The 16,259-nt window shown below is 42.5% G+C and carries 9 protein-coding genes; 1 reads left to right on the plus strand and 8 read right to left on the minus strand.

Annotated elements, in window-relative coordinates; translation table 11 throughout:
• From VF500_RS31530 to bglX, 4 genes are all read right to left on the minus strand, one after another.
• On the minus strand, nucleotides 1–1,743 hold a 1,743-nt coding region (locus VF500_RS31530), incomplete at its 3' end, for a CRTAC1 family protein (protein WP_330863460.1).
• Between the two features lie 78 nt (nucleotides 1,744–1,821).
• Complete coding sequence (locus VF500_RS31535) at nucleotides 1,822–3,600, minus strand: RagB/SusD family nutrient uptake outer membrane protein (RefSeq protein WP_330863461.1); 1,779 nt, start codon at nucleotides 3,598–3,600, stop codon at nucleotides 1,822–1,824.
• 28 nt (nucleotides 3,601–3,628) lie between these two features.
• On the minus strand, nucleotides 3,629–6,877 hold the full coding sequence (locus VF500_RS31540) for a TonB-dependent receptor (protein WP_330863462.1): 3,249 nt from the start codon (nucleotides 6,875–6,877) through the stop codon (nucleotides 3,629–3,631).
• Nucleotides 6,878–7,810: 933 nt separating this feature from the next.
• Complete coding sequence (gene bglX, locus VF500_RS31545) at nucleotides 7,811–10,117, minus strand: beta-glucosidase BglX (RefSeq protein WP_330863463.1); 2,307 nt, start codon at nucleotides 10,115–10,117, stop codon at nucleotides 7,811–7,813.
• Between the two features lie 189 nt (nucleotides 10,118–10,306).
• Here bglX and VF500_RS31550 point away from each other — a divergent pair, with 189 nt between their 5' ends.
• Nucleotides 10,307–11,068 carry an NUDIX hydrolase gene (locus VF500_RS31550; RefSeq protein WP_330863464.1) on the plus strand — a complete coding sequence of 254 codons (762 nt, stop codon included), beginning with the start codon at nucleotides 10,307–10,309 and terminating at the stop codon, nucleotides 11,066–11,068.
• 138 nt (nucleotides 11,069–11,206) lie between these two features.
• Here VF500_RS31550 and VF500_RS31555 read toward each other — a convergent pair whose 3' ends face one another.
• The 4 genes from VF500_RS31555 to kdpB form a co-directional block, all read right to left on the minus strand.
• The gene (locus VF500_RS31555) at nucleotides 11,207–12,928 is read right to left on the minus strand and encodes a HAMP domain-containing sensor histidine kinase (protein ID WP_330863465.1); all 1,722 of its coding nucleotides are present in this window, start codon (nucleotides 12,926–12,928) and stop codon (nucleotides 11,207–11,209) included.
• A gap of 2 nt (nucleotides 12,929–12,930) precedes the next feature.
• A complete protein-coding gene (locus VF500_RS31560) occupies nucleotides 12,931–14,061 on the minus strand; it encodes a sensor protein KdpD (protein ID WP_330863466.1) in 1,131 nt (376 codons plus the stop codon).
• A 377-nt stretch (nucleotides 14,062–14,438) separates the two neighbouring features.
• The gene (locus tag VF500_RS31565; protein WP_330863467.1) at nucleotides 14,439–15,005 is read right to left on the minus strand and encodes a K(+)-transporting ATPase subunit C; all 567 of its coding nucleotides are present in this window, start codon (nucleotides 15,003–15,005) and stop codon (nucleotides 14,439–14,441) included.
• 107 nt (nucleotides 15,006–15,112) lie between these two features.
• On the minus strand, nucleotides 15,113–16,259 hold a 1,147-nt coding region (gene kdpB / locus VF500_RS31570), incomplete at its 5' end, for a potassium-transporting ATPase subunit KdpB (protein WP_330863468.1).

Below are 16,259 nucleotides of genomic sequence, written 5' to 3' on the forward strand. Positions count from 1 at the left end.
CCAACGGATCACCACCGAATCGAGTTTAGATACATTGCCTAACCCAAAATGTGCAATATCTTGTATGGTTGATAAATAACCGCGGTAAGGAGTATTTTCATAGTACTGGTGCTTGCCATGATTATAATAAATATCGGCAAAAGCACCAAGGCCATTCAGGTTTTTGGGGCCACCATGAAACTGTATGTGTAAGTAGTTGCTACTGTTTAATACATTTTTACGGGATGTATTTTTGTAGATGAATGCCTCATCATTGATATTGTTGATCACCATATCCATAGTGCCGTCGTTATCCAGGTCGGCATAAGCACAGCCGTTTGAAAACGAGGGAACACCAAGCCCCCAGCTTTTGGTTACATCCTCAAACTGTACGCCGTTGGTATTGCGGAAAGCATAATTAGGTATTTTCACAACCGGGATCTGGTCAAGCACCTGCTGGGTTGACGCTACCGAATAGGCCATTTGCCTGAAAGTTATAAAATCATGATCGGTTACATCGCGCGGGTAGCCATTGGTTATCACGATGTCGCGGTATCCGTCATTATCAAAATCGGTTATCATTGGCCCCCAGCTCCAGTCTGTTTGACCAACGCCGCTTAAAAAAGCTACATCGCTGAATGAAGGATCGCCAATAGAATCATTCTGGCCAAGTCGTGGGCCATTGTTTAACTGCAAAGTATTACGGGTGTACTGGTATTGGTATTTATACCGGTCGAAATTTTGAAATATCTGGTAATTGTTAGGTGGCATGAACATCTTTTTGCGGTAATTATCCTCGGGGTTCATGTCAACCTCAAAAACATCGGCAAGGCCATCATTGTTCACGTCTTCAATATCCTGTCCCATCGAACTAAAGGCCGTGTGTTTAAAATACTCCTGTACCTTATCAGTAAAAGTACCGTTGCCGTTGTTAATGTATAAAATGTTGTCGGTTAAAAAATCGTTAGTTACATAAATGTCTTTCCAGCCGTCGCGGTTAATATCAACAATAGTAGCTGCGTGGCCATAGCCTTCGGTACCGATGCCTGCCTGTTTGGATACATTGGTATAAACCGGATGCTTTAATGCCGGGTCCCAGTCACAACGGTAAAGCTGCCCGGTACTGCGGTGTGTTCCGTTGGTAATTATCGGTCTGAAAGTGCTTTGATTATCCCCTGCTACAGCTTCGTTAACGGTGAGGTACATATCCAGGTCGCCATCGTTATCATAGTCAAAAAACGATGCCATGGTTGAGTGGAGTTTTACATTAAGACCATACTCCTTAGCCATCTCTTTAAAGCGGGGTACGCCATCTTTACCTATCCCCTGGTTTACATATAGCAGATTGGTGCGCTTAACCGAATCATCGAGTAAAGTATAACATACATATATATCCATAAGCCCGTCGTTGTTAATATCAACAACAGCTACGCCCCTGCCCCAACCGCCGCTTCCCCCAACACCGGCTGTTGCAGTTACATCATCAAATTTCATATCTCCCTTATTGAGGTATAGCTTATTTGATGTGGTATTGGCAACAAAGTAAATATCCTGCAACCCGTCGTTATTAAAATCGCCGATACCTACACCACCACCATTATATAAATTAAGCTTGGTAAGCGGGTTTATGGTATCATTTTCAACAATTTTATTATTGAAGGTAATACCCGAGTGCGAAGAAGGGATCTGCTCAAAAAGTGAAGCTTTTTTACAGGCTCCAAATAATACGGCAACCAGGCATGCAAGGGGAAAGGTGTACTTCATTATTGGTTAGTAAGCTATAAAAAAAGGTGGAGACAATTATCTCCACCTAAAGTTAATTATTTTAAAATCAATGGTTAATTAATAACCAGGATTTTGTTTAAGTTTTGAAGCCCCTGTTGCACCAGAAAGGTCGATCTCACTTTGAGGTATAGCATAATACTCGTTTTTACCTTTGGTAAAGTGAGCACCGTTAAGCTGCGAGTTGGTGTTAATATCATATGCAAAGAAGGCATTGATCTCATCAGCCATGCTGCCGGTACCCTGGTCCCAGCGTTGTAAGTCGAAGAAACGTTGACCTTCCATAGCTAATTCAAGTTTGCGCTCGAAATGGATAGCTGTACGGGCATAATTTTTGTCAGCAAATGCGCCGGCAGGATAAGGTTTAACTAAATAATTATCGGCCGGATCTGTCTTAACAGCATACTCTGACGCTTTAGGACTGTAAGCTGAGCCTTTGTAAATCCACCATATGGGATTAGCAGCGCGATTACGCACCATGTTAACATATTCTAAAGCTTTATCAACACTACCTACCTCTACTTCAGCTTCAGCAGCCATCAAAAGCAAGTCTGAATAACGCATTAAATTCACATTATTTGAGGTAACCTCGTTGGCGGCCCAGTAATTTTCTGTACTTGAATTAGTACCTTTTTCAGCTGATGAATAAACATTTTTACGTGGATTGAAAACCCCATCCGTAGGGTCACGGATCCAGCTTGCCGGAGGATTGCCCCAATCAAGGTAAGGGATGTTAGGACGGCCCATAGTTATATCGATACGGGGGTCTAAAGTTCCGGTATAAGGGTCAGTTTTCCCGCTTACTTTTTTACCACTATTGTAAGTAGTAAACAAAGGTAAACCGTTAGCATCTGTTTTAAATGAGTTACCTAACGATTGTGAAGGATTAAACCAACCGCAGCATGCACCAGGGCCACTGTTATAAGGAAAGTTCAACTCGTCGCCGGTATTACCATTATTACCACCTGAATTATCATTAACAGACGCCTGCGCAGCAAATATTGACTCGACGCTATTTTTCTGGTTGGGATCAGGGCTAAAGTTAAACTGCATGTTTGGATTTAAAGCCCATTTTTGTCCGCTTGTTCTTTTACCGTTTGCAATCAAATCATCGAATAAAGGTTTAGCGGCCGCGAATTTATGCTCAAACATATAGGCCTTTGCTAAATAAGCTTCAGCAATCCATTTGTTGGCACGCCCTTTTTGGCTTTTCGATGGGTCAACCTCTGCGATATTATCAACCCCTGCCTGTAAATCAGCTTCAATATTAGGCCAGATATCCTTATCGTTGGGCTGGTTAGCATCAGCTTGCGTTTCATCGATATAAGGGATCATGTTATACATTTTCTTAAGCTCCATGTAATAGTAGCCTCTTAAGAAACGTGCCTCACCTGTGATCCTTTTTACATCATCGGCGCTGATATCTTTAGCCAATGGAAGCGTACGCAAAACATCATTAGCCCGGCTTACGCCGTTAAAGCAAAGCTGATATTTTGATTTGATGTAAGCATTAGAAGTTGAATAGGTAAAGTTACCAACAGGCAAGGCATCGTTACCACCATCTGATGGTTCCGAGCCTTTATAAGCATCACCCGCGGCAACACTACCAAACAACCAGTTTGAACCGGCAGCGTTTATACCACCGCCATTACCACCTACACCGTCCAACAGGGAGTAGGTACCGATAAGCAAGCTTTCAACACCGGTTTTATTGGCCACGATACTCGGGCTTAAGCTTTGCAGAATAGGTCTGTTAAGCATATCCTTGCGGCACGCGTACACCAGGCATACCAACAGCAATACTATTGGTATGATCAGTTTTATTTGAATTTTTTTCATAACTTTTATATTAAAAATTTATCACACATTAAAAAGAGGCGTTAACACCGATATTGTATATCTTCTGCCCGGCAGGATAGTTACCAAAATCGATACCGAAGCTGGTGTTATCATTCAGGTTTGAAGGCTGAAGCTCAGGATCTAAACCAGAGTATTTAGTAATAGTGAATAAATTGTTTGCTAACAGGTAAAACCTTAATCTTTTAATACCCAAAGCTTTGATCTGTGAATTTGGTAAAGTATAACCTAAAGTTAATGATTTCAACCTAACATATGTGCCGCTTTCAACATACCATGAGTTTGGATCGCCGGTATTATCAGCGTTAGCTGTACGGGTTAATACCGGTATGGTAGCCTGGCTATTATCGGCACCTGGTTTCCAAACTTTAGGGCCTAATATATCAGCACTTACGTTACCGGTAAATACCTGCGGGAAGTAAGTCCAATATTTAATATAGTTAAAGATCTTATTACCGAATGAACCGTAAAGGAAGGCATTCAGGTCAAAGTTTTTATAAGTAAGGTTAAAGGTAAAGCCACCAGTAAATTTAGGGTTCGGATTACCGATGAATGTTTTATCAGCAGAGGAGATCTTGCCATCGCCGTTAACGTCGGCATATTTAAATAAACCAGGCCTTGCATTAACGTCAGTTGGCGACGCGGCTATGTCGGCAGCATCACGGTATAAACCGATAACTTTATAACCGTAAAATTCGCCCACCGGCTGGCCTGGCTGGGTCCTTACAAAGTTTTGGATACGGGTTGAACCTTGACTGTTAGGGTCTTGGTACTTGATGCCGTTCAAATCTGTTACCATGTTTGAATAATGGCTTACATTTAAGCTCAGGTCATATTTCCAATCGCTGCCTACGTTACCATGATAGCTGGCCGCAATTTCATAACCTTTGTTTTTAATATTACCACCATTAACGTAAGGTAAATTTTCAACAGCTGCGGGGGCAAGCGAAATTGCAGGATCGCCAGACTTGAATAATAAACCTGTAACTGATTTTTCAAAATAATCAAATGACAAATCAAATTTGTTATTTAATAAAGTAGCGTCAAAACCAATATTTTTTGTTTTATCAGTTTCCCACGTAGTAGCTAAGTTACCTGTTTGTACACGGTATAAACCTGTAATTGTTGAATTACCGGTACCGGTAATATCATAATTGGCATTACCGTTTGATTGTTTATACAAACTGTAGGCATTACTTAAGCGGGTTTCAACACCTGCAAGTGAACCAAGGCTACCATAGCTTGCACGGATCTTCAAATCATTGATCCAGCTAACATCTTTCAGGAATGCTTCTTTCGAAACTCTCCAACCTGCAGTTATAGCTGGGAACGTACCCCACTGATGGCCAGGGGCAAAATATGAAGAACCATCACGACGAACTGTTGCACCTAAAATATATTTGTCGTTAAACTGGTAATCCAACTTTGCAAAATACGAAAGCAGGCCTGAGTCAAACAGCTGGTCAACAGCGGTACTTGGCGGATTAGCACCGTTGGCTACAGTTACATAGTTAGGGTCGAACGATATATTATAGTTACCGCCACCTGCGCGGATACCGCGTTTGTAAGTGGTTATAGCCTCAGAACCGGCTAAAAAGTTAATGCTATGTTTACCAAACTGCTGTTTGTAGTTTAAAGTATTAGTCCAGGTGTATTGGCTGTTGTACCCTGCAACTTCAGTAAAACCGTTGGTTGAAGTATTACCTTCTGAATTTTCATAAGCCGGTTTTGTAAAGTAATAGTAATAGTAGTTATCAACTGTACCACCAAATTGAGTACGGATGGTAAAGTGTTTCAGGAAGTCAGCCTCTGCATAAACGTTACCGGTTATATCCCAGTTGTTATTCCTGTTATCTTTTGAACGTTCCTGAACGGCAACCGGGTTACTTGAGTTACCTAAGCTACCTGAACGGGTACCGGCATAATTACCCATGATATCATAAACCGGGATAATAGGCGGTTCACGGTATATATACGATATCGCGTTACCTTCGTTTTGGTTGTTACTTACGTTAGGATTTCTTTTGTAAAAAATGTAAGCGTTTTCACCTACACGGATGTGCGGACCTACCGCAAAATTGGTATTAATCCTGGCCGCATACCGTTTAAAGTAGGTGTCGATCAAAGTACCTTGTTGGTTAAGGTAGCTTATTGACATCAGGTAAGTTGATTTATCGCTACCACCGCTTGCTGTAATATTATGGCTTTGTATTGGAGCTGGTTTAAAAACCTCATGAAACCAGTCGGTACCTTGTTTGTTGGCACGGGTGATCTGATTATCGGTTGCGAAGGGGTTTAACAAATAAGTTGATGGATTGGTTTTTGGATCGCCTTCTTTTCCACCAGCCGGTGTGATATAGTCTGGTATTGTCCAGGTGCCTGTTTTTCCAGGATCATATTGCACATTACCACCAGCCAAAGGGCTGGAACCATCAGCGTTAGGGCTGTTTTTGTATGATTGATAAATTGCTTCAACGTAAGTTTTGGTATCGGCAAGTTTAAAACCATCTTTTAACGGCCTTTGTGTACCATAGTAAGCATCATAAGAGATGGTTGCAGCACCGCTTTTTCCTTTTTTTGTTGTTACTACCACAACACCGTTTGAACCACGCACACCGTAAATTGATGCCTGACCGTCTTTCAATACCTGCATTGATTCGATATCATTAGGGTTGATATCATTTAATGAACCCTGAACACCATCAATTACAATAAGCGGTGCAGTACTGAAAATAGAACCCACACCACGTACGTTTACAGTAGTATTGGCACCCGGGTTACCGGAGTTTACTACTGTAACACCCGCTGCAGTACCCTGAAGTAAGCTGGCAGTGTTTGACGCAGGTACTGTTTTCATGGTTGCAACGTTAACTACCGATACCGAACCGGTGATGTCCTTTTTACGCTGAGCGGTGTAACCTGTTACCACAACCTCGTTCAACGTGCTGCTGCCGGATTGCAGTGTAACCCGAAGGTTAACATCGGTACCCACCTTGATCTCGGCGCTTTGATAACCGATGTACGATACCACCAGGACATTGCCCGGGCTTAGGGTTAAGGTGAATTCACCATTAACATCAGTTACAGCACCTGTAGTTGTACCTTTAACGCGTATGGACGCGCCAACAACCGGTAATTTATCGTCGGAGCCGATAACCTTACCTTTGTACTTTGTTTGTGCTGTAACTACCAATGAAGATACCAGGCAGCATAGCAGCAAACCCAAGTATCTTCCTTTGAGGAGTAAACTTTTAAACATGAGATTGAGATTTAGTTGATTAATATATTTGATTTAAGTTTTTGAGTCGATAATTGGTGGGCTATGTTTTAAAATGAAAAATTGCACACTTGCGGGTAACCGGTTTTGACTGGGCAATTGTGAGATAGGCCCTGTTAAACAGATTAATTGAGGATGAAGTGTTGGAAAGTAAAAAATGTAAAAGTTTTATCATATGAACTTCTCTCGTATAAATTTTAAACTTTTTATCCGTGTAGTCACCTTTTTTATGCTCCCGTTACTGAAGCAACATTAAAGTTAAAATGTTATAATAATATTAGATTTTGAACGATTTCTGTCAAAACAGAAATTTATATTGGCTATGGAACTAATGTAATTAGTGTGTACTGTATACACAAGTAAAAAAAGCAGATTTACAAATTAATTATTTATAGATCAGTTTATCCGATAAAATTACAAATCGCAACACTTTCATTAACACATTGTCAACACATAGCCAATATTTTTTAAAATATCGCATTGTAAAAATGTTGCTATTAATCAATAACGGTTCTGCAAAAGTTACTAAAACAATAAATATTTTGGTAACAGGCCTGTTACCTCTAATATTTTAATCCAATTTTAATGTACAAACGCTAATTGTTAAAATTTGCCAAAGTGTTAAAATATCATCATACTTTGCAAATACTGTCATGGCAACATTTATTATTAATCACCCAATAATAAATGTTAAATATACATTTGCACGACCGATACTTTTCAAGCAATAAATGTTCATATTACATTTATTACAATCGATTTCACACACTTGCGCAACATTTTACACATCTTTTTTAAAACAAAACGGCACCGGTAAAATTTTCTTACCGGTGCCGTGCAGATATTTTTATGTGCTAAAAAATACCTTTGTATTTTTTAACAAAGTGCTAAAAATGTATTATACTCCAAATGGTTCTATTTAGCCCACCAAACTGAGGTATTGTGCGTGTTGGCCGAGCTGGTTCCTATCTCAACAACAAATTCGCCTGGTTCCCAGTCGTACTTAAGCTGGCTGTTATAAAACTTCAATTGCTCGGGGGTAATATTAAAACTTACCTGCTTTGCCTCACCAGGCTGAAGGCTTATTTTTTGGTAACCTTTAAGTTCCTTTACCGAACGGCTGATGCTTGCAACGGGGTCGCTTATATATAACTGTACCACTTCTTCGCCCGCATATTTACCGGTATTTGTTACGGTAACTGTAGCTGTTAAAGTTTCATTACCTTTTAACTTGTTTTTGCTTACGCTAACCGCGCTGTAACCAAAAGTGGTGTAGCTTAAACCGTAGCCAAACGGATAAAGCGGATCGTTTGAAATATCAAGATAATTTGACTTGAATTTTGATGGGCCGCCACTGTATGGCCTGCCTGTGTTTTTGTGGTTATAATAAATAGGTATCTGCCCAACGCTGCGCGGGAAGGTAGCGGTTAACTTACCGGCTGGGTTATAGTCGCCGAACAATACATCAGCAATAGCATTACCTGCTTCCGTACCCGGCGCCCAAACATCTAATATGGCGTTGGCATGTTTATCTTCCCAGGTTAAAGTAAGTGGCCTGCCGTTAAACAGCACGATCACCATCGGTTTACCCAGTTTTGAAAGTTCCTTTAGCATGTTTTTCTGACTTTCCGGAATATCAATATCCGAACGGCTTGATGACTCGCCCGACATGCTTTGCGATTCGCCAACTACGGCCACGATCACATCCGATTTTTTAGCGGCATCAACTGCTTCTTTCAACAGTTCGTCAGCCGGCTTGGCATCCAAAGAAACCATACCCGGGCCAAAGTTTAACCTTTTAATAAACAGGCTATCCTCAGTAACATTAGCTCCTTTAGCGTAGTTAATGGTAACATTGTTCCCCGCTACGTTTTTGATACCTTCCATTACACTTACCGATTTCTGCCATTCGCCGGCAATAACCCAGGTGCCCAGCATATCGCGGTGGTTATCGGCCAGTGGGCCTACTAATGCAATACTTCCTCCTTTTTTAAGCGGAAGCGTTTGATTATCGTTCTTTAACAATACAAATGAGTGTTTTGTAATTTCCCTTGCAGCTGCGCGGTTAGCAGGTGATAGCTCTTCTTTGGTTTCCTTAGCGGCATCCATCGATTTGTAAGGATTATCAAACAAGCCCATTTTATATTTGGCTTCCAGTACGCGCTGGCAGGCCAGGTCAATTTCCTGCTGCGTTATTTTCTTTTGTGTAAGCGAGTTCTTTAAAGTTTTCAGGAAACCCTCTCCTACCATGTCCATATCTAAACCGGCTTTAAGGGCAAGGGCAGATACAGTTTGCAAATCGCCGAGGCCGTGGGCGGTCACTTCATTTACCGCGGTATAATCAGATACTACAAAACCTTTAAAACCCCATTGTTTTCTTAAAAGATCGGTCAATAACCATTGGTTAACTGTTGCTGGTACACCATCAACCGTGTTAAATGAACTCATGAAGCTGCCTGCACCTGCATCAACAGCTGCTTTATATGGCGGTAGGTAATCCTGGTACATTTTAATGCGGCTCATATCAACTGTGTTATACTCACGACCGGCTTCTGCGCCACCGTAAAGTGCGAAGTGCTTAACACAGGCCATCACAGCATCAGCATCTTTCATGTTTGCACCCTGGTAGCCCTGCACCATAGCTTTTGCTACCTGCGAGCCATACCATGGGTCTTCACCCGAGCCTTCAGAAATACGGCCCCAGCGCGGATCGCGGGCAATATCAACCATTGGCGAAAACACCCAGTTCAAGCCCTCGCCGGTTGCTTCCTTAGCGGCAATTTGTGCCGATTGCTTGATCAGGCCCATGTCCCATGTTGCCGACATGCCTAACGGAATAGGGAAAATAGTACGATGACCGTGGATCACATCCAAACCAAAAATGAGTGGAATATGCAGCCTTGAGTTTTTAACAGCTATATCCTGGATCTGGCGGGTTTGTGCTGTACCCCAAACACCAAACACACCACCTATTGATCCTTTTTTAATATTTTCTTCAACACCTTTATTTACTACCGATCCTGTTGTTGCCGCCCCGATGGTTACCAGGTTAAGCTGCCCTATTTTTTCATCAAGGGTCATTTTACTCATCAGGCCTTTAACATAGGCGTTCATTTTGGCATCTTCGGTTTTGCTTTGTGCCAATACCTTATTATAAGGCATCAACGCCACGCAAAACGGCATCACGGCTATAACAAGCCGGCTTGAAAAATACTTTTTCATTTTTTAATTTATGTGGGTAGTAAATAATTGGTTAACAAATATGACTAATAATCAGGGCATTTCATTGCGCCCTTAAATATTTTTGATGTTTTTAAAAACGGGATGCTATGGCATTTTTCATAGTGTATTAAGTACACAATTGTAAATATTATAATTAAAAAATCAAACTTTATTTGTACAATAGCACAAATGTTAAGTAAACAGCAACTTATTGAGTACAGCGAGGACGCCCGTAAAAACTACGTGAACCACATTTCTATTGATTGTGTTGTATTTGGATTTCACGAAGGGCAAATGAAAGTGCTGTTATTAAAAACTAATGATGAAGAAAAATGGTACCTGCCCGGCGGCTTTGTACTTAAGGAGGAACCGATAGATAACGCCGCCGTAAGGATCTTACAGGAGCGTACCGGCCTGGATAAAATATTTTTACAGCAGTTTAGGGTATTTGGCGACCCTGACCGTTCAAAGGTGCATAATGATATGTACGCAGATATGCTGCCTAAAGAGCAAAACTGGTTTTCGGGCCGGTTTATATCAATAGGCTATTATGCATTGGTCGATTTTTTTGGTGTTATACCCCACCCCGATCAGTTTTCGGAGCTTTGTGCCTGGCGCGATCTGGATGATATGCCCGAAATGCAGCTTGACCATGAAAAGATCTATAAAAGTGCTTTAGATGCTTTACGCTTACAGCTTAACTATCAGCCCATCGGCTATAATCTGATGCCCAGGGAATTTACCATGCCCGAGCTTCAAAAATTGTACGAAACCATTTTAGGCAAAAAGCTTGACAGGCGTAACTTTCAACGTCGCATATTGGCCTTCGGCATCCTGAACCGATCCGAAGAGCCCCGCAAGGGTGGCGCACATAAAGCACCGTACCTGTATTCGTTTGATATTGAGAATTACCAGCACGCTTTAACCGAAGGGTTTAAAGGCGGATGGTAATTTATAGTAGGGATGTGTTTTACAGCGTTTATTAATCGCCTTGTTAAACACACCCCTCCGCCCCTCTCAAGAGGGGAATCGCGCAATCCCTCCCTTTCTCTGAAGAAAAAAAACACATTGCCGGCAATAAAAATCAGCTTAAGCCGCGGCTATTGCCCGTTTTAGCGTGAAATAAAATGTACTGCCCGAGCCTATCTCGCTTTCTACATTGATCTTGCCTGCCTGGGCTTCAATAAAATCCTTTGCGATGGCAAGGCCCAATCCAGTACCACTTTGCTCAGATGTGGCGTTGGGTACTTTAAAATAACGCTCGAACAAACGAGGCAGATATTGGTCTTCAATTCCCTTACCATGGTCGGTTACCGAAAATTCGATCTCATCATTTTTATGCTTTTTAACCACCAGCTCAACAGTGGATTTTTCATGACTGTATTTTATCGCGTTCGAGAGCAGATTGATCAACACCCAAGTGGTTTTATCCAGATCGGCATGTACTTTGGGCAAACTTTCATCACATTTTACTTTGATATCAACCTGTTTTTGATCAGCGATAAACTTAATAGCTTTTACCGCGTAATCCACAATGTTTTGCGGGTGTGTGCTGCCAAAGTTCAGTTGTAGCTTACCAGTTTCAACCTGGGCCATGTCCAGCAGTTCGCCGGTAATGAGCAACAGACGTCGTGTATCATCGTCAATATTACTGATCAGCTGGCGCTGTTCGGGGTTTACATCACCAATACGTTCGTCTTCCAACAGTTTCAAACTCATTTTTATAGATGAGATTGGCGTTTTCAACTCGTGCGATATCGTAGCGATGAAGTTTGTTTTAGCCTCGTCCAGTTGCTGGTATTCGGTAATGTTTTTCAGGATGATCACTTTTCCTATCACCTTATCCCTGCTGCTTACCGATAAAGATTCGCGCGAGTAAAAACCCTCCCGCTCATCGGCAAAGATCCGGAGCTTTGCCTGATCGTTCACCAGCAATTTCCGCATCAAATCATTTTCGAGCGCAATATCAGGTGCATATTTACCATTGAGCTGATCGGCCTTCATACCAATCAGGTTACAGGCCACCTGGTTGGCAAATATGATAACCGACTTTTCGTCAAGCCCGATAATAGCATCATGCATGGAGTTGATGATGGTTTCGATCCGTTTTTTCTCGAACAAAATGCTGGCGAGGTTACTATTCTCAAATTCATCAAGCTTGCGGGTCATAGTATTAAAGGCCTGCCCCAATTCGCCAAACTCATCGTCCGATTCAAAATGAATTTGCTGGTGATAATTTTTGTTTGATACCTCTTTGATACGGGCAGTAAGTTCTTTAATAGGATTGGCGATATATCCCGGAAAATTAACAGCGAAACTGAAGGCCACCAGGAACAGAAACGCCCCTAAAAACGCTACCAGTAACGAGCCGCGTTTTGAGGTAGCGTTAGCCACATCATTCTTTCGTGCTATGGCATCCATGTTTACGCGCATAACACCGTAAAGATGCTGACGAAGCCTGAGGCTTAACTGGCTTTGTTCAAGTTCGCTGTTACTTGCATTTTTCAGCCTTTCAAAAGTCAATCTTGCCGAATCTGTAAATTGCCGCTCGCCAACCTCCGTTACGTTAAGATCCTGTAGGGCCATGTTTTTATCAATTACTTTGATCTGTTCGGGAGTCAGTTTGCCCGGGTGCGAATCAATAGTTGCGAGTACGTTTTGAACGTACTGCACGCTTTTATAATTATCCTTCAGTATAGCACCCGCATCGGCAGATAATCGATTAAGAAAATATATCGACATTCCGCAGCATATTAATGCCAGTGTAAACAGGAAACCTATACCTGCCCGGAGTTTATTTTTTATAGTCATGGTTATGAAAGTATTACAAGGTCAATATCAGTTTTCGACATTTTATTCAGTAGCTGTGTAAACACTGCTGTTTTCATAATAAGCTGGTAAAATTTAAACCGCGGCTTGCCAATGCAAATCGTGGTGATATCATATTTTTCGGCCGTTTCCCAAATGGTACGCGCCACGTGATCGCTCTTTATCTTCAGCACTTCTCCCCCCAATTGCGTGGCAAGTTTCATGTTATTTATGAGGTGCCTTTGCGCAGCTAAGTTAATCTTATCGCCACTCTCGCGCGAGGTTTGCACATACAGCAAATACCATTTGGAGCGATAATATGACGACAACCTTGCCGTTTTACGAATAATGATCTTAGCCGACTCATCATTGGTACTGATACAAGCCAAAAACAGTTCGGGCCTTAGCTTAATAGTTTTTGGCACCTCTATATCTATTTTCCGCTCAACCTGGTGGGCCACTTCGCGCAGGGCCAGTTCACGTAGTTGTAAGATCCGCTCTACCTGGAAAAAGTTATTCAATGCTGTCGGGATCTTTTTCTGGTCGTAGATCTTGCCTTCTTTAAGGCGGTCTATCAGCTCATCAGCTGTAAGGTCAATATTCACCACCTCATCGGCCAGTTGCAAAACTTTGTCGGGCACACGTTCATTTATCGTAGCTCCGGTTATACGTTCAACCTCCTCGTTAAGGCTTTCCATGTGCTGAATGTTCACCGCACTGATCACATTGATGCCCGCGTTCAGGATCTCTAAAACATCCTGCCAGCGTTTTTCATTACTACTGCCTTCAATATTAGTATGGGCAAGCTCATCAACTATAACCACTTCCGGGCGCAGGCTGATCACGGCTTTCAAATCCATCTCTTCCAGCTCCTTCCCTTTGTAAAACAGCTTACGACGCGGTATTACGGGCAGACCTTCCAACAGTGCGTGAGTTTCTTTTCTGTTATGGGTTTCGATGTAACCAATTTTCACGTCGATACCATTACGCATCAAGGTCTGGGCTTCCTGTAGCATCCGGTAGGTTTTACCTACCCCAGCACTCATGCCTATATATACCTTGAACTTCCCCCGGCGTGATTTTTTGATCAGCTCCAGGAAATGCTCAACTGATTGCTCTTTGGTGTCTTCGTTCATAAGGCTAAGCCCCCTCTAAATCTCCCACTGAAGGGGGAGACTTTTAAATATATCAATTTATTTATCTACTTGCGCTCGTTTGCAACGAGTGCTTAATATGGCTAAGCGTCTGTGACGCCTTTGATTCAGCCGTTGTTCAATTAACATTCCAAGTAACTTGTCCGATGGTTGTTGGTGACAACACCAACAACGGCGAGAACATTCCAGGTGACTCCGATGTTGGTGTTGTCACCAACATCGGCGGAAAATTATCTCTTAAAAACCATGTCATTGCGAGCGTAGCGCGGCAATCTCGTAGCCAATGCATGTCCGCCCTGTGTAGCTACGAGATTGCTTCGTCGTTCCTCCTCGCAATGACATAGTTTTATTTATTTGCCTTATTTCTTCAACCCATCCAATGCCACATTCAGCTTCAATACATTCACCTTAGCCGGGCCAAACAGGCCAAACAAAGGTTGCTGGGTATGCTCATCAACCAATTTGCTTACAGCATCAGCCGATAAACCGCGAACCTTAGCTACACGGGCTACCTGTACTTTGGCACCGGCAGGTGACAGGTCAGGATCCAGGCCACTGCCAGAGGCGGTAACCAGTTCGGCAGGGATCTGTGAACGGGTTACACCAGGGTTGTGTTTCAAGAAATCTTCAATACGGCCTTCAACCTGTTTCAGATAATCAGGATTTGAAGGGCCTTTATTTGAACCTCCCGAACCTGCAGCATTATAATCAACTGCTGATGGACGGCCCCAGAAATATTCGTCTTTAGTAAATTTTTGACCGATGTTGGCATAACCAACTACACGGCCTTTGTAAGTGATGGTTTCACCATCGCCTTTACCCGGAGTAAATTTACCAATACCTGCTATAGCTAAAGGATATATGCCTGCTGTTAATACAATCAGTACTAAAGTCAGCTTAATGGATGGCAAAAAATATGTTTTCATTTTATTTAATGTTTAAAGATGAGTTTGGAAGCGTGAGGTTTTTACGGATGGTAATTAAGGCTTATGTGTCGCCCTAAATCCATGCCCCACGCCTCCCGCTCATTTAATTATATGAACAGTGAAACAGCTAAATCAATCAGTTTAATACCTATAAATGGTATCAGGATACCGCCTAAACCATAAATAAGCAGGTTACGGCGTAACAGGGCACTTGCACCTATCGGTTTATATTCAACACCACGCAAAGCCAGCGGGATCAGTAATGGGATAATAATAGCATTGAAGATCACCGCCGAAAGGATAGCCGATTGCGGGCTGTGCAGGTCCATGATGTTCAATGCTTTTAAGGCAGGTATGGATACCATGAACAAGGCCGGCACAATGGCGAAATATTTAGCCACGTCGTTAGCTATACTGAAAGTGGTCAATGTACCACGGGTCATCAATAACTGCTTGCCTATTTCTACTATCTCGATCAGCTTGGTTGGGTCATTATCCAGATCCACCATGTTACCGGCTTCTTTGGCGGCTTGTGTACCGCTGTTCATCGCCACGCCAACATCGGCCTGGGCAAGTGCAGGGGCGTCGTTGGTACCGTCGCCCATCATGGCTACCAGTTTACCGCCTTGTTGTTCCTTTTTAATGTAGTTCATTTTATCCTCAGGCTTGGCCTCGGCAATAAAATCATCTACACCGGCTTTTTCGGCTAGAAATTTGGCGGTAAGCGGGTTATCGCCTGTTACCATTACCGTTTTAACACCCATTTTACGAAGACGTTCAAAACGTTCAGCAATACCGGTTTTGATGATATCCTGCAATTCAATCACGCCCATGATCTTTTCATTTTGCGATACGACCAGCGGGGTACCACCGTTTGATGAGATCTTTTTAACGTTATCCTCTACATCAGTTGGGAATGGGTTGCCTGCCTTTAAAGCGATGTTACGGATAGAATCAAAAGCACCTTTACGGATGCGTAAACCATCGGGTGTGTCTAAGCCGCTTGAACGGGTTTCGGCAGTGAATTTGATAAACACCGAATCTTTAGGGGCGTAGATCTTTAGTTTGTTAGGGCCCTGCTCGGCAAGCTCCACGATAGATTTACCTTCGGGGGTTTCGTCAGCAAGTGAGCTCAGCACGCAAGCCATTACAAAGTCCTGTTCGCTTACACCTGCTGTTGGATAAAAGTTGGTTGCTTTACGGTTACCAATGGTAATGGTACCGGTTTTATCAAGCAGCAAGGTATCCAAATCG

Origin of the sequence: Mucilaginibacter sp., assembly GCF_036383575.1 — a bacterium.
GTDB lineage: Bacteria > Bacteroidota > Bacteroidia > Sphingobacteriales > Sphingobacteriaceae > Mucilaginibacter.